At 59.9% G+C, this 19,225-nt stretch carries 24 protein-coding genes and 1 pseudogene; 21 read left to right on the top strand and 4 right to left on the bottom strand.

Annotation, left to right across the window (positions count from 1 at the left end; translation table 11 throughout):
* Positions 1 to 41: 41 nt before the first annotated feature.
* The 6 genes from FBZ99_RS23600 (at position 42) to FBZ99_RS23570 (ending at position 3,289) form a co-directional block, all read left to right on the top strand.
* Positions 42 to 332 (top strand): type II toxin-antitoxin system Phd/YefM family antitoxin, encoded by a 291-nt coding sequence (locus FBZ99_RS23600; protein ID WP_113354770.1) that lies wholly within the window; start codon positions 42 to 44, stop codon positions 330 to 332.
* Positions 329 to 706, top strand: coding sequence for a type II toxin-antitoxin system VapC family toxin (locus FBZ99_RS23595; RefSeq protein ID WP_069610762.1), 378 nt, complete (start codon positions 329 to 331; stop codon positions 704 to 706). The genes FBZ99_RS23600 and FBZ99_RS23595 overlap by 4 nt, the downstream gene beginning before the upstream one ends.
* A gap of 279 nt (positions 707 to 985) precedes the next feature.
* Entirely contained in the window at positions 986 to 1,219 is a 234-nt protein-coding gene (locus tag FBZ99_RS23585) for an addiction module antidote protein (RefSeq protein ID WP_246661182.1), read from the top strand.
* 270 nt (positions 1,220 to 1,489) lie between these two features.
* The gene (locus tag FBZ99_RS23580; RefSeq protein ID WP_442966506.1) at positions 1,490 to 1,918 is read left to right on the top strand and encodes a toxin-antitoxin system TumE family protein; all 429 of its coding nucleotides are present in this window, start codon (positions 1,490 to 1,492) and stop codon (positions 1,916 to 1,918) included.
* Complete coding sequence (locus FBZ99_RS23575) at positions 1,915 to 2,283, top strand: HVO_A0114 family putative DNA-binding protein (protein WP_113354768.1); 369 nt, start codon at positions 1,915 to 1,917, stop codon at positions 2,281 to 2,283. Before FBZ99_RS23580 ends, FBZ99_RS23575 begins: the two co-directional genes overlap by 4 nt.
* A 685-nt stretch (positions 2,284 to 2,968) precedes the next feature.
* Entirely contained in the window at positions 2,969 to 3,289 is a 321-nt protein-coding gene (locus FBZ99_RS23570) for a DUF736 domain-containing protein (protein ID WP_186450333.1), read from the top strand.
* Positions 3,290 to 3,369: 80 nt separating this feature from the next.
* Here FBZ99_RS23570 and FBZ99_RS33930 read toward each other — a convergent pair.
* Positions 3,370 to 3,495 (bottom strand): annotated as a pseudogene (locus FBZ99_RS33930) (WGR domain-containing protein); the annotation flags it as partial.
* A 119-nt stretch (positions 3,496 to 3,614) separates the two neighbouring features.
* Here FBZ99_RS33930 and FBZ99_RS23560 point away from each other — a divergent pair.
* Genes FBZ99_RS23560 through FBZ99_RS23550 form a run of 3 tightly spaced genes read left to right on the top strand, consistent with a single transcriptional unit; the run spans position 3,615 to position 5,445 of the window.
* On the top strand, positions 3,615 to 3,872 hold the full coding sequence (locus FBZ99_RS23560) for a type II toxin-antitoxin system VapB family antitoxin (protein WP_145635164.1): 258 nt from the start codon (positions 3,615 to 3,617) through the stop codon (positions 3,870 to 3,872).
* Positions 3,869 to 4,273 carry a type II toxin-antitoxin system VapC family toxin gene (locus FBZ99_RS23555; RefSeq protein ID WP_113354766.1) on the top strand — a complete coding sequence of 135 codons (405 nt, stop codon included), beginning with the start codon at positions 3,869 to 3,871 and terminating at the stop codon, positions 4,271 to 4,273. Before FBZ99_RS23560 ends, FBZ99_RS23555 begins: the two co-directional genes overlap by 4 nt.
* A complete protein-coding gene (locus tag FBZ99_RS23550) occupies positions 4,270 to 5,445 on the top strand; it encodes a site-specific integrase (protein ID WP_145635163.1) in 1,176 nt (391 codons plus the stop codon). Before FBZ99_RS23555 ends, FBZ99_RS23550 begins: the two co-directional genes overlap by 4 nt.
* A gap of 206 nt (positions 5,446 to 5,651) precedes the next feature.
* Here the strand turns inward: FBZ99_RS23550 and FBZ99_RS23540 are convergent, their stop codons facing one another.
* Positions 5,652 to 5,888, bottom strand: a complete 237-nt coding sequence (locus FBZ99_RS23540; protein WP_113354827.1) for a hypothetical protein — start codon at positions 5,886 to 5,888, stop codon at positions 5,652 to 5,654.
* Between the two features lie 443 nt (positions 5,889 to 6,331).
* Between FBZ99_RS23540 and FBZ99_RS23535 the strand changes: the two genes are divergently transcribed.
* From FBZ99_RS23535 to trbI, 12 genes are read left to right on the top strand one after another with little or no spacing between them, the layout of a single operon-like run.
* On the top strand, positions 6,332 to 6,955 hold the full coding sequence (locus FBZ99_RS23535) for an acyl-homoserine-lactone synthase (RefSeq protein ID WP_145635160.1): 624 nt from the start codon (positions 6,332 to 6,334) through the stop codon (positions 6,953 to 6,955).
* A 10-nt stretch (positions 6,956 to 6,965) separates the two neighbouring features.
* Positions 6,966 to 7,946: a P-type conjugative transfer ATPase TrbB gene (gene trbB / locus FBZ99_RS23530; protein ID WP_145635157.1), complete on the top strand. Its 981-nt coding sequence runs from the start codon at positions 6,966 to 6,968 to the stop codon at positions 7,944 to 7,946.
* Positions 7,936 to 8,319 carry a TrbC/VirB2 family protein gene (locus FBZ99_RS23525; protein ID WP_145635154.1) on the top strand — a complete coding sequence of 128 codons (384 nt, stop codon included), beginning with the start codon at positions 7,936 to 7,938 and terminating at the stop codon, positions 8,317 to 8,319. Before trbB ends, FBZ99_RS23525 begins: the two co-directional genes overlap by 11 nt.
* Entirely contained in the window at positions 8,312 to 8,611 is a 300-nt protein-coding gene (locus FBZ99_RS23520; protein WP_069610839.1) for a conjugal transfer protein TrbD, read from the top strand. Before FBZ99_RS23525 ends, FBZ99_RS23520 begins: the two co-directional genes overlap by 8 nt.
* Before the next feature lie 10 nt (positions 8,612 to 8,621).
* Positions 8,622 to 11,078: a conjugal transfer protein TrbE gene (locus FBZ99_RS23515; protein WP_145635152.1), complete on the top strand. Its 2,457-nt coding sequence runs from the start codon at positions 8,622 to 8,624 to the stop codon at positions 11,076 to 11,078.
* Positions 11,050 to 11,853, top strand: a complete 804-nt coding sequence (trbJ, locus tag FBZ99_RS23510) for a P-type conjugative transfer protein TrbJ (protein WP_145635273.1) — start codon at positions 11,050 to 11,052, stop codon at positions 11,851 to 11,853. The genes FBZ99_RS23515 and trbJ overlap by 29 nt, the downstream gene beginning before the upstream one ends.
* Entirely contained in the window at positions 11,847 to 12,023 is a 177-nt protein-coding gene (gene trbK, locus FBZ99_RS23505; protein ID WP_145635150.1) for an entry exclusion protein TrbK, read from the top strand. The genes trbJ and trbK overlap by 7 nt, the downstream gene beginning before the upstream one ends.
* A gap of 4 nt (positions 12,024 to 12,027) precedes the next feature.
* On the top strand, positions 12,028 to 13,215 hold the full coding sequence (gene trbL, locus FBZ99_RS23500) for a P-type conjugative transfer protein TrbL (protein WP_145635148.1): 1,188 nt from the start codon (positions 12,028 to 12,030) through the stop codon (positions 13,213 to 13,215).
* Positions 13,216 to 13,233: 18 nt separating this feature from the next.
* A complete protein-coding gene (locus FBZ99_RS23495) occupies positions 13,234 to 13,896 on the top strand; it encodes a conjugal transfer protein TrbF (protein ID WP_145635146.1) in 663 nt (220 codons plus the stop codon).
* 16 nt (positions 13,897 to 13,912) lie between these two features.
* The gene (gene trbG, locus FBZ99_RS23490) at positions 13,913 to 14,725 is read left to right on the top strand and encodes a P-type conjugative transfer protein TrbG (RefSeq protein WP_145635143.1); all 813 of its coding nucleotides are present in this window, start codon (positions 13,913 to 13,915) and stop codon (positions 14,723 to 14,725) included.
* A 3-nt stretch (positions 14,726 to 14,728) separates the two neighbouring features.
* On the top strand, positions 14,729 to 15,166 hold the full coding sequence (gene trbH, locus FBZ99_RS23485; protein ID WP_145635141.1) for a conjugal transfer protein TrbH: 438 nt from the start codon (positions 14,729 to 14,731) through the stop codon (positions 15,164 to 15,166).
* Positions 15,167 to 15,177: 11 nt separating this feature from the next.
* Entirely contained in the window at positions 15,178 to 16,473 is a 1,296-nt protein-coding gene (gene trbI, locus FBZ99_RS23480; protein ID WP_145635139.1) for an IncP-type conjugal transfer protein TrbI, read from the top strand.
* A 127-nt stretch (positions 16,474 to 16,600) separates the two neighbouring features.
* Here trbI and pepT read toward each other — a convergent pair whose 3' ends face one another.
* Together pepT and FBZ99_RS23470 are read right to left on the bottom strand one after the other, a co-directional pair.
* Positions 16,601 to 17,845: a peptidase T gene (pepT, locus tag FBZ99_RS23475; protein WP_145635137.1), complete on the bottom strand. Its 1,245-nt coding sequence runs from the start codon at positions 17,843 to 17,845 to the stop codon at positions 16,601 to 16,603.
* Between the two features lie 96 nt (positions 17,846 to 17,941).
* Positions 17,942 to 19,225 (bottom strand): CapA family protein, encoded by a 1,284-nt coding sequence (locus FBZ99_RS23470; protein ID WP_145635135.1) that lies wholly within the window; start codon positions 19,223 to 19,225, stop codon positions 17,942 to 17,944.

Below are 19,225 nucleotides of genomic sequence, written 5' to 3'. Positions count from 1 at the left end.
CGCTGCTACAGTAGCGCCAAAAGCCACTATCGGAGCGCACAATGCCCCAGACCAGCTACAAGATCAGCGATGCACGCAAGAATTTCGCCGAGGTGCTCGAACGAGCCAACCAGGGTGAGGAAATTGTTATCATGCGCGGCAACGAAGTCTACGCGCGTATCGGCCCGGCCGACGGTGGCAAACGCCCGTTCGGCCTGTTGCGCCAGCGTGGCCTGCCGGACAACCTGTTCGACGATGTCGACACTGAGCAGGCGGTGATCGATGCCGGCGACTTCAACGACGATGTCGGCGTCTGGCAGGGCGGAGCGGCCGAGCGCGAGCCCAAGCCGTGAAGGTGCTGCTCGACAGCCACGCCGTCTACTGGTGGACGATCGGCAGCGACCGGCTGTCCGGCACGGCCCGGGCACTAATCGAGGACAAGGCCAATACCATCCTCGTCAGCGCCGTCTCCTTCTACGAGCTCGACAACAAGATGCGCCTGAGGAAACTCGACCTGAAGCCGCAGGAATTGCGCGCCGCAGTCATCGCCAGCGGTTTGCAGACGCTGGCCATCAGCGATCTGCATGCCGAGCTGGCGGCAAGCTTCGACTGGGATCACCGCGATCCCTGGGATCGCATTCTCGCCGCCCAGACACGGCTGGAACACTGCACCTTCTTGTCGCTAGACGTGGCTTTCGACACGGTGCTGCACGAACGGGTCTGGTAAGGGGCAATAGCGATCAAGATTTATGCGCTGCCGCCATTGCTGTGCCGACGAGCGCCGCGGAAGCTGTAGAAGAGAGGCGTGGCTACAAGGATGTTGATTTTTCCCATGTCTGGGAGGAATGGCAGGTCCTTCGCAGGCAGTTCGATCAATCTAAGCCGTGATATCGTTTGTATTTGACCTATACGGGCCGCACCTTGGTCATTCGTTTATGTGGCGGCGACAAGTCCTCGCAGACGCGCGATATCGCCCAAGCGAAGAAAATGGCGAAGGAGATCTGACATGGTGCTAGAAACGACCCGCTTTGATGTTCTGGATTACCTGAAAACGCCGGAGGAGCGCTTCGCTTATATCGAAGCGGCTTTTGAGGATGGCGACCCCTCCCTGATCGCTCATGCGCTTGGCGATGTTGCTCGTTCTATCGGCATGAGTGCTGTTGCCAAGGAAGCAGGTGTAACGCAGGAAGCGCTCTATAAAGCCCCGAGCGAGCAGGCGATCCGAAGCTTTCGACGCTGATCGGTGCCGCCAGAGCGCTCGGCGTGAAACTCTCCGTGTCGCTCGCGTCGTCGGACGAGCCATCGAAGGCGGCTTGATTACGAGGTGGCGTGAAGGTTTCCTTCGCCGCCGTCTCATAACGCTGAAGCCGCAGCCTATGCCGAGGCCCGGGCCATCGGCGCGGCTTTGCTCCCCTCCCTCATCCGCCCCGCCGTTTCCAAGGCGGACGAAGGCAAGGGTGGTTTGCTGGCTGCCGAGGCAGATGAGTACAGCGACTAGCATGCAACGGACATGATCAACGTCCCGAGGCGGCTGAGTAATCAGCCGTCGCCGGTCGCAGCGTCTCTCCGCTGCGACCGGCTTGCCTTCTCCATATCTTGCCCGTTGTCATTCTTGACAACGGTTTTAACCGATGGCATAAATGACAACACGATTGCAGCGACCTTGATCGAACGTTCCAAAACGGTTTTGCCAGACGGCGCGATTGTCGAGATCGTTATCTGGAAAGTGCCTGAACCTGTTGCCGGAAGCTGGCATCTGTTCAAGTATCGACTGTTCTACGGCAAGGATGGTCGCCGCATCGTCGGTTTCGACAATGAGCGGGGTAAGGGTGATCATTGCCATCTGGACGGTGACGAGCAGCCTTACCACTTCACGACGACCGATGCCCTCCTGTCCGATTTTCGGAAGGAGATCATCAAGAGGAGGCAGAAGCCATGAAAGAAGCCTTGATCCAAATCCGAGCTGATAGCGAAGCAGCTCTTGATGAAGCCTTTGACCGGGCGGCTAGCGCGATGCGGTCGGGAAAGCCCTCTGATCCCGTCGCCGTCTTCACTTTTTCCTCACCCGCCCAGCTCTTTTCGGTCATCACACCCAAACGATGGGAATTGATCGAACATCTTCAAAAGATCGGCCCGTCGAGCATTCGCGGCCTTGCCCGCTCTCTCGAACGGGACATCAAGCGGGTGCATGACGATGTGTCAGCCTTGTCTGATTGGGGTATAATCGAACAGACCGACGATGGGAAAATTCATATTCCCTACGAGGTGATCCACGCGAATTTCGATCTGCGAGCAGCTGCTTGATCATCATTGGGGCGAGGGGAACCCCCTTCGGCCCTTCCCCTCGTGCACCCCTGCCCGCCCGCAATGAAACGCAAGGTCGAAGGCAGGCGATGCCCCCGGCTTTTCGGCCAGATCGGTCCGATCGCACCCGGAGCACGACAGACAGGACTAAGACATCCCCGTCGGAAGCATACCGTTCGGTGCAATGCCGGGCGGCTTGGTTATCAAGTGACGGCTTCTCAAACAGCGCCGTTGCCGCTTCTGCTTCCTCCATATGCCGCCGATACCAGCATGTAGGCACGCCCAGGTGATCACCTTCGGGCTGTGGACCGAAACCTTAGCGCTGCTGTTTCGTAATTTCCCTACCCATCCGTGGCATGGCTGTTGTTCGATCGCGCCGGCGGCGCGTTGTCTTCATGGAAGGCAGATGAGACGAAACCTGAGCGCCGGACGTATCTTCCTGGATTGCGTTGCCTCAAGTTGATGGCTCATTGCGACCGGCCAGTCGGACAGCAACCGCCGCATTGACGAATTTCCCCTGACTGACGTCATTCCTCGCGAAACAAATTCCTCCCAGCCGGCGCCGCTCCGCATGCGCTTTGCCCCTCGGGTGCAGTCCCCGCGGCAAATGCCCTGGCATTTGCGCTGACTGTCTTCCGGCCGCTTGATCGTGACCATCGGCAACGCAAACCAAGGAGACACTGCCATGACCGATCTCGTCAACTTCATCCGCGTCAACGAGGACAACACGCTCACCGGCAATGTCGCATCCCTCGCCTACGACTTCGACATTTTCGGGGAGGAATTCGATAGCCCCAACGCCAAGGCTCCGGTCTATCGCCTCTTCGTCAAGACACCTTGCGGACGCCGCGTCGAAATCGGCGGCATCTGGAAGAAGCAGAACCAGAATGGCGGAGACTATTTGACCCTCTCCGTCAACACCGGCTACGGCAGGCTCAACGCCAACCTCGGCCGCTATCCCGGACAGGATGGCGACGAGCTGATGGCCGTCATCCCTTGGGACTGACACCGCAAATCTCCCCCGGTCTTGCCACCGGGGGCATCGTTCTGCCGTCGAACGTCAAAGAGGCCTGTCCCGCCGGGGGGTTATTTCGGCTGATAGCCGCGTCTGGTTTTCTGAGGTGCCAGCGCATCGATGCGCTTCGAGGGATCGACATCCTTCTCGATCAGTTCCAGCTTTATCTGACCGTGCGTGGCGATCCGGCCCCAACGCCGCTCAAGCCAGACTTACCAAGTATCGATAGTGAGCCATCTGAAGGCGTTCGCTTGCTATCTTCCCAGCAAAGCACTATCTTTGCGGGGCCATGATATCCGCGCCAGGAGTGCTCAAAATGCCCGCACCGCGGCTTTCCATCCGCAGCAGCAAGGCACGCGATCTGGCGCACGCCCTGGCCAGACGCACCGGCCAACCAATCAACAAGCTCGTCGAAATTGCGCTCGAGCATTACGACCAAGAACTGCGGCAAAAACCGACACAGACGCCAGCCGACACGCTTTGGGAGTTGATGGCGGAGGGCCGACGGTCCGTGCCGGCCGGCACCACCTACGCCCACGGTGATCTCTACGACGAAAACGGTTTGCCGAAGTGATCGCTGTCGATACGTCGGTAATTGTGGCTACATCACTGGGAGAGCCCGAAGCTGAACGGTTTCATGCGCTCGTCTCCCGCGAGGATGTCGTCATTGGCTGGCCGACCTTGCTTGAGGCACGAATGGTGCTCACCGGCAAGAACTTTCCTAACGCTGCAATCATCATTTCACAGCTCGTCGCTTTGCCAAATGTGATTGCGGTGGCCTTTGGCGAGCGGCATCATTATGTTGCCGAGAAGGCCTTCGACCTGTTTGGCAAAGGTCGCCATCCGGCCAGCCTTAACATAGGCGACTGCTATTCGTACGCCGTTGCCGCGATCGCAAAGGCCCCTCTCCTCTTCAAGGGGAATGATTTCGGGCGGACGGACGTAAAGTGCCATCCCGCATCGGCTACTCAATGACAAGCAAAGCTGTCGTCCGGCCCTCCCCCGCTGATCCAGTGCTGCTCTGCGCCGAGGAGCTGGACGCCCTTGATGCTATCCTGCCCTTCGCCCGCCGCGATCAGCTGGCGGCGCTGCTGACCGATGACGACGTCGCCACCCTTAAGCATCTCGCCAAGGAAGGCATGGGCGCCAATACGCTTCGCGCACTCGCCTCCGATCTCGGCTATCTCGAAGCCTGGTGCGAGCTTGCCACCGGCGCTTCCCTCCCCTGGCCGGCGCCGGAAAGCCTGCTTCTCAAATTCGTCGCCCATCATCTCTGGGATCCCGCCGAGCGTGCCGAGGATTCTTCGCACGGCATGCCGGCCGACGTCGAAATGGGATTGCGCGCCAAGGGTCTGCTGCGTGTCGATGGCCCGCATGCGCCAGACACAGTGCGCCGGCGCCTGACCTCCTGGTCGATCCTGACGCGCTGGCGCGGCCTGACGGGATCATTTGCCGCGCCTTCCCTGAAATCCGCATTGCGCCTTGCTGTGCGCGCCACGCCGCGACAACGCCGCCGCAAGAGCAGACGAGCCGTCACCGGCGATGTGTTGGCAAAGCTGCTGGCCGCTTGTGCTGGCGACCGCCTCGTCGATCTTCGCGACCGCGCCCTGTTGCTGACCGCCTTTGCCTCCGGCGGCCGCCGGCGCTCCGAAGTCGCTGACCTGCGAGTAGAGGATCTGGTCGACGAGGAGCCGGTGCATGCCGATCCCCGAAATCCCGCCTCCCCTCTCCTGCCGTGTCTCACCATCACTCTCGGCCGCACCAAGACGACAGCGGCCGACGACCGCGCGCACGTCGTTTTGATCGGCCGGCCGGTCGAAGCGCTCAAGCAATGGCTGATGGAGGCCAAGGTCGACGCGGGACCGGTGTTCCGGCGCATCGACCAATGGGGCAATATCGATCGGCGGGCGCTGACGCCACAGTCGGTCAATCTGATCCTGAAGACACGCTGCAGCCAGGCCGGTTTGGATCCGGAGCTGTTTTCGGCGCATGGACTGCGCTCCGGATATCTGACGGAAGCCGCCAATCGCGGCGTTCCTTTGCAGGAAGCCATGCAGCAATCCCTACACAAGTCCGTGGCGCAGGCGGCGAGTTACTATAACAATGCGGAGCAAAAGAACGGACGGGCGGCTAGGTTGGTAATCTAGTGGCCGCCCGAACTCAGAATTATGCCCTTTTTGAGCGGTGTGGTGACTTTTCAGCGATGCTGGAAAGGTCGACCTTCTTGCCGGCGACATCGGCGATGATTTTCAAGCTACCACCTAGAGATTCAATGTAATCTCGGAGTGTCCACAGCTGCGCATGGTCGAATAGCGTAACAATTACAGAGATGGAAATCCCGGCCACCCGCTTGTCAACGATCAAGCAGGAGCCGGTCGAGTTTGCTGCTCGGATTCCCGAACACCAGATCCTTGAACAATGCGGAAACGATCCGCGGGCGCGAACCTGTTCTCTCATCGATCAACACCACCGAGAGCCTCTTGATCTCGATGGTGATTGTGCGTGCATCGTCACTGCGACGATACCTCCATGCATCGAGCAAATCGAAACCGTTCCGTGCGGCCCATGCCGCGACAATCTGCGCCGTCATGACGTGTCCTTCGGATGAGACGGCCACCATGTCCGCTCAAATCATCCTGCCCTATCGAAATAACTCGAACGGAGGAAAGGGATCCAGCGCCGGCTGGGCCAAGCGGTCAATTGTCGAAAACTGTTGCAGCTTGGACTCACACTTGAGGTGCGAGGTCGATCAACAGCAACCTTTGCATTGCTCACCCCCAGCATGGCCCGAACGACCACCGTGGCCGCCATCAGTTCGCGCCCATGCGAAATCCGCCACAAATCGCATGGCTCGAAATTTGCGGGCAGGCTCTGGTACCACATTCAACGGAAACGCTGTTGAAATATTGATCTTTCAGCATCTTTCCCAAGTCACCCGACCCAGGCCGCTACCAATTTGTAGGATTCTACAACTGCCACACGATTCCAATCTGTGCTGATTTCTCCGCGGAAGAAACAACGACGGAGAAGTTCATGCGAGTTGTCGCGTTCTCGACGCCCCGGACGATCCAGGAGACGCATCTCCTCCACATGCATCACAAACTCCGTGCCCGCGTGTTCTCCGGTCGCCTGGGTTGGGACGTCAAGGTAACCGCGGAATGCGAGTCCGATGACTTTGACGCTCATGGGCCAACCTACGTCCTCGCAATCTCCGCCTGTGGCCAAGTGGCCGGATGTGCAAGGCTGCTCCCGGCCCTCGGTCCGACCATGGTGACCGAGGTCTTTTCCTCGCTTCTCCCGAATGGCCGGCTAAATGCCCACCGCGCAATGATCGAAAGCTCGCGCTTTTGCGTCGACACCGCACTTAAGGAGGGAAGGGAAACGGGTTCAGTGCATGAAGCAACGCTGACCATGTTCGCGGGAATCATCGAATGGTGCATGGCGAACAACTTCTCGGAAATCGTCACGGTGACCGACGTCCGCTTCGAGCGGATCCTCGCTCGTGTCGATTGGCCGCTCCAGCGCCTCGGCCGACCCAGGAAGATCGGTGGTACCATGGCGGTAGCCGGCATCTTACCTGCCAATGAGGAGATGTTTCAGAAGCTCCGCCCTTCCAACTACCAGTCGGAATTCACCCCTAGCAACCATGCAGTGTAAGGAGAAATCGGTGAACCAGCTTCGCTCTCACCCCCGGCTTGTCCGCAAACTTCAAGAAGCCCTCGGCGATCAGCTCTGCGTCGCGCTAGATGATCCGACCGTCGTCGAGATAATGCTCAATCCGGACGGAAAGCTCTACATCGAACGGCTTGGGCACGGTATCGCTCCGGCCGGCGAGATGTCGTCGGCCGCCGCCGAAATGGTGATCGGCACGGTTGCCCATGCTCTCCAGTCCGAAGTCGACGCCGAGCAACCCATCATCTCCGGAGAGCTACCGATAGGCGGTCACCGGTTCGAAGGTCTGCTGCCGCCGGTGGTCGCCAAGCCTGCCTTCACGATTCGCCGACGCGCTTCGCGTCTAATCCCGCTCAACGATTATGTGTGCTCCGGCGTTATGACACAGGACCAGGCCTTCACGATTCGAAGCGCGATCTCCTCCAGGCTGAACATCATCATTTCGGGTGGTACCGGGTCTGGCAAGACAACGCTCGCGAATGCGGTGATCGACGAGATCGTGAAATGCGCACCAGAGGATCGGCTCGTCATTCTGGAGGATACGGCCGAGATCCAATGTACGGCGGAGAACGCCGTTCTTCTTCATACCAGTGACACTGTCGACATGGCACGGCTCTTGAAGAGCACCATGCGCCTGCGTCCCGATCGGATTGTTGTCGGCGAAGTCCGCGACGGTGCCGCTCTCACCTTGCTCAAGGCATGGAACACCGGTCACCCGGGTGGAGTGGCAACCATTCACTCGAACACCGCCCTGTCGGCGCTGCGTCGTCTTGAGCAGCTCACGGCGGAAGCAAGCCAGCAGCCCATGAACGAGGTGATCGGCGAAGCCGTCGATCTCGTTATCTCCATCGAACGGACAGCGCGCGGGCGGCGCGTTCGCGACGTCATCCAGGTCGAGCGCTTCGTCAACGGCCGATATGAAATTGAATCCGACCAACTTAGCGAAGAACAGGAAGAAGCACATCATGTCGTGTAAGAACTTGAGTTTCATCGTTGCGCTGCTTGCCGCATCCTTCGCTCTTGCTAGCGTCACCCCAGCGTTCGCCAGTTCTGGCGGCAGCCTGCCCTGGGAAGGTCCGTTGCAGCAAATCCAGGAATCGATCACCGGTCCGGTCGCCGGCGCCATTGCACTGGCCGCCGTGGCCATCGCTGGCGGAATGCTGATCTTCGGCGGCGAGCTCAACGATTTCGCGCGGCGCTTGGTCTATGTCGTCCTCGTCGCCGGCATCCTGCTCGGCGCCACCAACATCGTCGGCCTGTTCGGCGCGACCGGTGCCTCGATCGGATTGCCGGACGCGCAGCTAACATCGAACGGACAACGCTTGGACGGGGAGAGGACTCATGACTGAGCCCGTATCTGGCCTGCAGCGCAACCGCATTCACCGTGCACTCTCGCGTCCGAACCTCCTGATGGGCGCCGACCGCGAACTAGTGCTGCTCACCGGTCTGGCCGCGGTCATCCTGATCTTCGTTGTGCTGACCGTCTATTCCGCGCTCTTTGGAGTCGCCGTTTGGATCGTCATCGTCGGACTTCTCAGGATGATGGCGAAGTCCGACCCATTCATGCGGCAGGTCTATATCCGGCATATCTCGTATAGACCCTATTATAAGGCGACCACGTCGCCTTGGCGCCGGTATTGAGGAGACGGCTATGGCGGCACTCAAACGCTTCCGCGCGACCGGTCCATCCTTCGCCGATCTGGTTCCCTATGCGGGCCTCGTCGACAATGGCGTTCTACTGCTGAAGGACGGGAGCCTAATGGCCGGCTGGTACTTCGCCGGTCCGGACTCGGAAAGCGCGACCGATCTTGAACGCAACGGCCTTTCGCGGCAGATCAATGCGGTCCTCTCGCGGCTTGGAAGCGGCTGGATGATCCAGGTCGAGGCCATCCGCATTCCGACGGTCGATTATCCGTCGGAAGAGCGCTGCCATTTCCCCGATCCGGTCACGCGCGCGATCGACGCGGAGCGCCGGGCGCATTTCAAGCGGGATCAGGGGCATTTCGAGAGCAAGCACGCCCTCATTCTCACCTACCGGCCGCTTGAGTCCCGGAAGACCGCTCTCAGCAAATATATCTATTCGGATGAAGAGAGTCGGAAGAAGTCTTACGCGGACACGGTGCTCCTTGTTTTCAAGAATGCCATCCGTGAAATCGAGCAGTATCTCGCGAACATATTGTCGATCAGGCGAATGGAAACCCGTGAGACGATCGAGAGGGGAAGGGAAAGGATCGCCCGCTATGACGACCTGCTGCAGTTCGTGCGATTCTGCATCACGGGCGAGAACCATCCGATCAGGCTTCCGGATATTCCCATGTACGTCGACTGGATCGCGACGGCCGAGCTTGAGCATGGCCTGACGCCAAAGGTCGAAAGCCGCTTCCTAGGCGTTGTCGCGATCGATGGTCTGCCGGCGGAGAGCTGGCCAGGCATTCTCAATAGCCTCGACTTGATGCCGCTGACCTATCGATGGTCATCCCGCTTCATTTTTCTCGATGTGGAGGAGTCGCGGCAAAAGCTGGAGCGCACGCGCAAGAAATGGCAGCAGAAAGTCCGGCCATTCTTCGACCAGATATTCCAAACACAAAGCCGGTCGATGGACCAGGATGCGATGGCCATGGTGGCCGAGACCGAGGATGCCATCGCACAGGCCTCATCGCAGCTGGTTGCCTATGGCTATTACACGCCGGTCATCGTGCTGTTCGACAGCGACCGCGAGGCACTGCAGGAAAAGGCTGAGGCGATCCGCCGGCTGATCCAGGCCGAAGGTTTTGGCGCTCGGATAGAGACGCTCAATGCGACGGACGCGTTTCTTGGCAGTCTGCCAGGCAATTGGTATTGCAACATCCGCGAACCACTGATCAACACCAGCAATCTCGCGGACCTCATCCCGCTCAACTCGGTGTGGTCGGGAACTCCGATCGCCCCCTGCCCCTTCTACCCACCGAATTCGCCGCCCTTGATGCAGGTCGCGAGCGGATCCACCCCGTTCCGGCTCAACCTGCACGTCGATGATGTTGGCCACACGCTGATCTTCGGGCCGACGGGATCGGGTAAATCGACACTTCTGGCGCTGATCGCCGCGCAGTTCCGCCGATACGGCCAAGCTCAGATTTTCGCGTTTGACAAAGGAAGCGCGCTTTTGCCGCTGACGCTCGCGGCCGGCGGCGATCACTATGAGATCGGCGATGACGCCGAAGGGAAGGACCGGGCGCTGGCCTTCTGCCCCTTATCCGAACTCGGAAGCGACGCCGACCGTGCGTGGGCGACGGAATGGGTCGAGATGCTGGTCGGCCTCCAGGGTGTCACCATCACGCCCGATCATCGTAATGCTATTTCCCGTCAGATCGGACTGATGGCGAGTGCTTCTGGGCGATCGCTTTCGGATTTCGCCAGCGGCGTGCAGCTGCGCGAGATAAAGGACGCACTGCATCACTACACCGTCGATGGGCCCATGGGGCAGCTCCTGGATGCCGAGGAAGACGGGCTGACCCTTGGCGCCTTCCAGACCTTTGAGATCGAGCAGCTCATGAGCATGGGCGAGCGCAACCTCGTCCCGGTTCTGACCTACCTGTTCCACCGGATCGAGAAGCGCCTGGACGGGTCTCCCAGTCTGATCGTGCTCGACGAGGCCTGGCTGATGCTCGGTCATCCCGTGTTCCGCGACAAGATCCGCGAATGGCTGAAGGTACTGCGCAAGGCCAATTGCGCGGTGGTGCTCGCGACCCAATCCATCTCGGACGCCGAGCGGTCCGGGATTATCGACGTCCTGAAGGAGTCGTGCCCGACCAAGATTTGCCTTCCCAATGGTTCCGCTCGACAGCCGGGCACGCGGGAGTTCTATGAGCGAATGGGCTTTAACGAGCGGCAGATCGACATTGTCTCCACCGCGATCCCCAAGCGCGAATATTACGTGGCGACGCCTGAAGGCCGACGCCTCTTCGACATGTCGCTCGGACCGGTCGCCCTTAGCTTCGTCGGCGCTTCCGGCAAGGAAGACTTGAAGCGCATCCGCGCGCTGAAATCCGAACATGGCCATGACTGGCCGATCCACTGGCTTGAATCGAGAGGAGTTCACGATGCCACATCGCTACTCAAGTTCGAATAGATGGTTCGCCTGCCTGGCGGCCGCGGCCCTGTCGATCGCAACCGCGCCTTTAGCTCGGGCGGGGACCGCCACCGGTGCCGCGACGGAGTGGACGCAGCTCGCCAACAACGCGCAATTGGTGGACCTGCTCAAGAGCTCGGGCATCCAGGTCGACAACCAGCTGACGCAGATCAGCCAGCTTGCGGATCAGATCGAAAACCAGCTCAAGATCTACCAGAACATGCTGCAAAACACGGCTCGGCTTCCCGATCATATCTGGGGACAAGTTGAAAGCGATCTCAATCAGCTGCGCGGTACCGTCAACCAAGGTCAGGGCATCGCCTTTTCGATGGGCAATGCCGACGATGTTCTTCAGCAGCGTTTTCAGAGTTATGCCGATCTCAAAACCGGCCTGCCGGACAACGCGACGTTCTCCTCGACCTACCAGTCCTGGTCAAACACCAACCGCGACACCATCGCCAGCTCCCTGAAGGCGGCGAGCCTGACGGCCAGCCAATTCGACAGCGAGGAGGAGACGATGTCGTCCTTGAGATCGTTGTCGGAGACGGCCGATGGGCAGATGAAGGCCTTACAGGTGGGCCACGAAATCGCCGCCCAGCAAGTCGCGCAGATGCAGAAGCTTCGCGGTCTCGTCTCACAGCAAATGACGATGATGGGAACTTGGCTCCAGACCGAGCAGACCGACAAGGATTTGGCTCAGGCGCGTCGGGAAAAGTTCTTCAGTGCGAAGGCGCCATCAACGTCCGGCGGCGAGAAAATGAAGGTGGAGTGGTGAGAACGAAAGCAATCCTCATTGCGGCCGCATCAATTCTGGCCTTCGGCAGCGCCTGCATTTGGATGCTGATCTCCGAAAAGCAGGCGGCTCAGGAGCGCAGGGCGATGTTCTTTGGCTCATCGAAGGAGTACCCGACATCCGGCGGCGAGAAGATGAAGGTCGAATGGTGATCCAATGACACACACAACGACACTTCATCAGCTCCGGTTCGCCATGCTGATTGCCGCGTTCGCGGTGGTGACGACCCAGCCTACGTTTGCTCAAGAAGGATCCGTTTTGACGTCCCTTCAGAGCCAGATCACGACCGCTGCGAAGGGGTGGGAAACCACCGTAATGGACGCCGCGAAATCTCTGTTCTGGATCCTCGCGACGATCGAGATCGGCATTGCCGCCGTCTGGCTCGCGATCCAGTCAGCCACCCTGGATAGCTGGTTCGCCGAACTGGTGCGACGGATCATGTTCGTCGGCTTCTTCGCGTTCGTCCTGGCACAGGGGCCAACCTTTGCGAAAGCAGTCGTAGACAGTCTGTTTGAGATCGGCGCCGGCGGCGGGACGGCCTCCCCGGCTGACGTGTTCAATGCCGGATTGGCAGTTGCAACGAAGATGTCGGAAAAAGTCCAATTCGGCCTCTTCGAGGACAATGCGCTCGCTATCTCGGCGGCATTCGCCATGGTCGTCGCGGTTATCGCATTTTCTCTGGTCGCTGCCATTTTCGTTTCCGTGATGGTGGAGATGTATATCGGGCTCCTCGCCGGCATGATCATGCTCGGTCTTGGCGGTTCGTCCTTTACCAAGGATTTTGCAGTCCGATATCTAGTCTACGCCTTCTCGGTCGGGATGAAGCTAATGGCCCTGGTGATGATCTCCAGGATCGGATCGGAAGTCCTGATCGGCCTGGCGAACGAACCTGATGTTGGCGACCAGTTCCAAACCGCGTTGGCGATCGCCGGCATTTCCGTCGTGGTCTTCATTATCGCCATGTATGTACCGAGCATCCTTCAGGGTGTTGTCCAGGGAGCCTCCGTCAGCGGCGGTATGGAGACGATCCGCCATGGTGGACAGGCGGCATCCTTCGCCACCGGCGCCGGGTTCCTCGCCGCTGGCGCGGCTGGCGCGGGCTTCGCGGCGGCCCAGGCTGCACGAGCCGCGGGCTCTTCCGTCGCTGGCGCCGCTCTTCGCGGTATCGGTGTGAGCTTCGGTTCGGGCGCGCAAGCAGCCGGCTCAGCCGCCAAGGAAAAGGCGATCGGCTCCCCCGGCGCCTATGCCGGCTCCATTCTCGGACTTGCGAATGCGAAGCTCGATGAACAGCGTGGCGGTCACGGCGCGCCAAAGCCGCCCCCGGAACGCAACGACAGATCATAAATCACAAGGGAAGAACAAATGGCAGCGAACCGCGCACCTGATAATCCGTATCTCGCCGCACGTCTTGAATGGAACGAACGCTATGGCTCCTATGTGAAAGCCGCCGCCGCTTGGCGGATCGTCGGCATCCTTGGCCTGGCAATGGCCGTGATCGGGTTCGGCTACGCGATGTATCTGAGTACCCAAGTGAAGCTTGTCCCCTATATCGTCGAGGTCGACAAGCTTGGAACCGCGATAACAGCCGGCTTCCCCGAACAAATCGAGTATGCCGATGCGCGGGTGGTACGCTCGACGCTCGGCAACTTCGTCACGAGCTTCCGTTCTATCACGCCCGACGCCGTGGTACAGAAGCAATATATCGACCGCACCTACGCCCTGCTGCGCACCTCCGATCCGTCGACCGAGAAGATCAACACTTGGTTCCGCGGCAATTCACCCTTCGAGAGGGCGAGATCCTCGACGGTCGCGATCGAGGTTAACAACATCGTGGCGCTTTCGAAGCAGACCTATCAGATCGACTGGACGGAATACGAGCGGGACCGGAAGGGCAAGGAAACCGGGACCCGTCGCTTTCGTGGCATCGCCACGGTCGCGCTTACCGCGCCGCAGGATGAGGCGACGATCCGCCTCAATCCCATCGGCCTCTATGTCCGGGATTTCGACTGGACGGCTCAGCTTTAAGGATAGGGATATCTCAATGCGAAAAAGAGGATTGATCGCGGCCGCCGGCTGCATGGCCGGACTCGCCTTTGTGGCGTGCGCGCAGGCGCAAAGCATGACCACGAATGAAGTGAGGGGAACGAATATTTCCCGGAAGTGGCGTGGGGCACCTGGCCTGGTCACGACAGGACCGGATGGCAAGGTCATCTTCCTGTTCGGCGAGACCCAGCCCTCGGTCGTCTGTTCGCCGCTGCAGGTCTGCGATATCGAGCTGCAGGGTGGTGAGATCGTCCGTGACGTGCTGGTGGGCGACACGGTGCGCTGGAAGGTGGAACCCGCGACATCGGGGGCCACCGGAGGCCAGGCGATCCACCTGATCGTCAAGCCTTCCGAATCTGGTCTTGTGACCTCGATGGTGGTCACGACATCGCGACGCACCTACCATATTCAGCTCAAGTCTCACCCCAGCCAATACATGGCGCGTGTCGGCTTCGAATATCCGGAAGATGTTTCGACCAAGCTCGCGGATATCAATGCCCGTCTCGAAACAGGCGGCATTCCGGGCACGACGCCGGATAAGCTGAACTTCTCCTATTCCGTGAGCGGCAGCGCGCCCTGGAGGCCAAAGCGGGTCTATTCGGACGGTGTGAAGACCTACATCCAGTTCCCGAAGTCGATCTCGGGTCAGGACGCACCGGTACTGTTCGTCGTTTCCGGCGGCCAAAATCGCATCGTGAACTATCGGATGAAGAATAACATGATGACCGTCGACTATGCCATCGACAAGGCGATCCTCGTTTCCGGCGTCGGTTGGCGACAGCAGAAGATCACTATCCGGCGGGGAGGATGATCGATGGGCAAGCTTTTCGGATTCCTGCTCGTGGTCGTGCTACTTTCCGGTTGCCAAACGGCGGATGACGCGCTGACCACGAGCTCAACTCCCGTCGCCGTCACCGGACCCGCCGCAAGCGCCATTGCCGGTGACATGGCGAGCCGGCTTGCCGAGCAGATCGGTCCGGCCGGTGTGGCGACGATCAAAATGGAGAACGACACCTCGGAGTTCGCGACCGCCCTCGAGGCGGCCCTGAAGGGGTGGGGCTACACGGTCGTCACGGACGGCAAGGTTGCGAAGGACGTCAAGCCGGTTGAGCTTGCCTATGCAATCGAGCGGTTCGACGGACAGGTTTTGGCACGCCTGTCGACGCCTTCGATCGCTCTTGGCCGTGCTTATACGCCCACGGGATCCGGCGCCGCGCCGGCCAGTCCACTTTCGATCATGCGGCGCAACTGAGGGAGATCGAAATGGGCCAATCGCTCCAGCTTGGCACGTCAGGCCAAGCCGACGATCAGACCGGCATGCGCCGGCTCAACCGCCTGCCGATCATCGTCGCCATCATCGTCATCACGCTGTTCGTGGGAATCGTCGTCATCGGTCTGTCGCTGCGCGGTCTTTCCTTCCAACGTGGCGACATCGTGGAGGCGTCTAACAGCCCCGCGACCAATTTCGGCGACCAGCTCAAGAGAGGTGTAACCGATGGCATTATCGGTGAGCCGGAAAAGCAGGAGTCGTTTCAACCAACTCCCGTTATCGTGGAAAAAACGGAGAAGCACGAACCACTCGTCGAACGTCAGCCACCGGAGCGGCAAGATCGTCGACAAAGGCTGGAGTCGGAAGAGGAGTGGAAGGCGCGGTTGAAGCGGGAGCAGGACGAGCAATATATCCGTGAAGCACAGCGCCAACGGATGGCGCGCCTTCAGGCCCGCGCCACCGCGCTCGATTCACCGATTAAAGTCGACATCTCGGATGTCGAGAAGGCGGCGAGTTCCACCAATGAGCCTGGTCGCCAGGCGCCGAATGCCGCCGCGAACAATGCTTCGGACCTCTACGCCACCGCCATGAAATCCGGGCTTATCGGCCAAAACGTCGACCAGAACGGCCAGGCGTCGAAGGAGGATTTCTTCAACCAGGACATCAAGGATCTCGGCTACCTGCCGAACCAGGTCGTGCCGCGGATGTCGCCTTATGAACTGAAGCGCGGCTCGGTCATTCCCGCGACCTTGATCACCGGCCTCAACTCCGACTTGCCTGGGCGCGTGACCGCGCAGGTCAGCCAGAACGTCTATGACAGCGCGACGGGCTATCGCCTCCTCATCCCGCAGGGCGCCAAGCTGTTTGGTCGATATGACTCGAAAGTTTCCTTTGGTCAGGAACGGGTACTAGTCGTCTGGACGGATCTTATATTCCCAAACGGGTCTACCTTGCGGATCGGCGGCATGGCAGGCACCGACGCTGAGGGATATGGGGGCTTCCGGGACAAGGTAGACCGCCATCTCTGGAGGACATTCGGTTCAGCGGCGCTGGTGGCGATCATCGGGACGGGGATCGACATGTCGATGCCGGAAAGCTCAACGCTTGCGACGCAGGACACGGCCTCGGATGCCGCGCGACGAAATTTCGCCGAGAGCTTCGGCCGGGTCGCGGAACAGACGATCTCGAAGAGCCTCAATGTTCAGCCGACGATCCAAATCAGGCCGGGCTACAAATTCAACGTCCTGGTGGACCAGGACATAATCTTCCCGGCCCCCTATCAGGGATAAGAGAAGCTTCGACGGAGCGTCAAGCGGAACGCATCGATGATTTCGGTGCATCCGTCTCGTCCCTAAGTCGCTGAATTTTCCGTAGAAGGTGCCGATGCCAAACGAGGTCCCGCGAGTCCCGATTCCTTCAGCTGCCGTCCGATCCATTTTCCCTGGCGGCCAGCAGGCATATCCCGCGGGCAACATCCAATGATCGTTCGAAGGCCGGCAGAGGTAGAAACTCGAAGCGAGAATGAAAGTTGTGCGCGCCGGTGAAGAAGTTCGGAGTCGGTGTTCCTCGAGCGGAAAGCACGGCGCCATCGGTGCCGCCGCGCATTGGCAGTAGCTTCGCTTCGATCCCGAGCTCGGCGAGAACCTCGAAAAGCAGCTCAGCGGCGCGGTTATCATCGCAAAGGCTGCTGGCGATATTTTGGTAGGTATCGGCCAGCTGGCAGCGAACATCGCCAGTCGGATATCGCGAGTTGACCAAATCCGCTATCTCCAAGATCCGACGTTTGCGTTCATTGAATCCGATCTCATCGAAGTCCCGGATCAGGGCGATCAACGTCGCCTGGCTGTCATTTGCGATCAGATCCTTGAACCAGAAAAAACCCTCCCGATCCTGAGTGCATTCCGGTGCATCGCCACGGTCGAAGTGGCCGATAAAGTCCATGGCCATTAGCAGGGGATTGACGAGGGTGCCCTTCGCCGACATGGGATGAGCGCTGACACCCGTGAAGACGATTTCACAAGATGCGGCGTTGAAGGTCTCAAGGACTACTTCGCCTAGCTCGCAGCAATCGATCGTATAGGCGAAATCGCAAGGGAAGCGGGAGAGATCGAGCGCCTTGGATCCCCGCAGCCCGATTTCCTCGTCCGGTACGAAGGCAACGAAGATGTCTCCGTGCTCGCCTTTTGCATCGAGCCGGGCAAGGAGTGTCATGATGACCGCGATCGCCGCCTTGTTATCCGCGCCCAGGACGCTGGTGCCGTCGCCGAAGATGATCTCCTCGCCTGCCCAACGGAGAATTTCCGGATGTTCGTCGACGCGCAGCCAAATGTCCTCGCGAGGATTGAGGCAAAGATCCGCTCCCTCGAAGCGAAGAACCCGCGGTCGGACGATCGGCGAGAGACCGACGTCTACTGTATCAAGATGGGCTATGAAGCCAACTTTTGGAGCCTTCGGTCTGCTCCCGCGCTTCACCGCCGTCACGATCGCATGCTCGTCGACCTGGACATCATCGAGCCCGAGCGTACGCAACTCCTCTGCCAGCAAGACGGCGAGCTCGAGTTGTCCGGGTGATGATGGCAGCGATTGGGAACGGCCGTCGCTCTGGCTTTCGATCGCGGCATAACGAAAAAATCGACTGACGAGCTCGTCTCGAACTTGCATGTTTTTCATCCCATCCAGGCTGGCCCAAGGAGGTGCCGTCGAAATCCTCGGCATTCTCATTCGTGGCACGGCCGATCGCTGCATTTGGGCATGGCGTCAGATAGCGAAGCGATCGCGCATGACCTCCGACCCTGATGTCCTCGGCTCGAGCCGCACGACGCCAATATCGCCCTCGATCACGATATCGACGCCAAGGCTGGCCGATTGTTGGGAAAACCGCCGCAAGATTCTCTCGGCGCTTTTCGCCGTTGCCAGATGTGGCACCAGCCGGCGCTCCAGCAGTCGGTCCTTCAGTCCCTCGTCGCCGCCGATGATGACGGGATGAAGCGTTATGGCGGTAAGATTGTTGTCACCGTCGAAAGAGCACAAGCCGATCACGCTCTCCCAGACCTCGGGTGCCGTCCAAGTCGATTTTTCCGAACGAACATGGAAGATGAAATTGCCAAGACTGTAGAAGATCGGCTTGGCCCGATAGATCTCCAGGGGCTGGAGAACCGGCGCGCCGTGGCTGACGAACATGGCGGCTCCCGCGTCGATGCATTGCCGGGCGACGCCGCCGACCCATTCGGGAACCTGGTACCAGTCCGAGGCCCAGTGATGATGGTGCAGATAGGCGACCACCAAGGAGCCGTCGGCCGCGGCGGAGCCGATCGCCGCGAGATTTCTTGCCATGTCGCGCTCATCGATCGTCACGCCGCGGCCGAACCCGTTGGATCGCGTGAACACGGCGCGACCGATACCGATCTCGCGATTTGGAGAGAGACGCCGTGGATCGTCCGGCTGGCTGTCATTGGCAAGGTCGATCGGCGTGTAGCCGACCCTATCCCGGATGACGCCGATCCGTCGGAACGACTCTTCGTCCACCTCGATCACCTGTGACAGTCCGAGCCGGTTCACGCCGGGGCGCTCGGGACGGCCGTTGTCCGCATCCGCCGCATACATGAAATCCGGACCCGGACCGCCATCCATTGCGATGATCGCGACACGCCGGCCCTTGATTGTCCCGACACCCGCACGCGAGGCCTCCTGACCGTTGCGACCAAGACCGGCATGGAGGAAGCCTCGCTTCTCCACCTCTTCCAGCGTCGACAACACGCCCGGCGGGCCAAGATCGAAGGCATGATTGTTCGAGAGCGAAAGCGCGCCGAACCCCATGGATCGGAGAGCGTCCAGGACGGCTGGTTTGCTGCATCCGAAGAACGAACCCTTTAGCGGCCAACCGCCGTGATTACCAAGGATCGTCCCCTCGAAATTGGTGAACGAGAGATCGGCCTGATGAAGTAGCGAGCGAACCTGCCCGAAGGCTGCAGCGCTTATATCGTGGATGTCGTGCTTTATGAGCGATTGGCCTGTGACGGCCAACGTGAAGCTGTTGTTCAT

Source organism: Rhizobium sp. ERR 1071, from assembly GCF_007828675.1.
Classification (GTDB): Bacteria; Pseudomonadota; Alphaproteobacteria; order Rhizobiales; family Rhizobiaceae; genus Rhizobium; species Rhizobium dioscoreae.
Note: the sequence above shows the minus strand (reverse complement) of the source record. Positions and strands in the feature narration are given on the sequence as shown.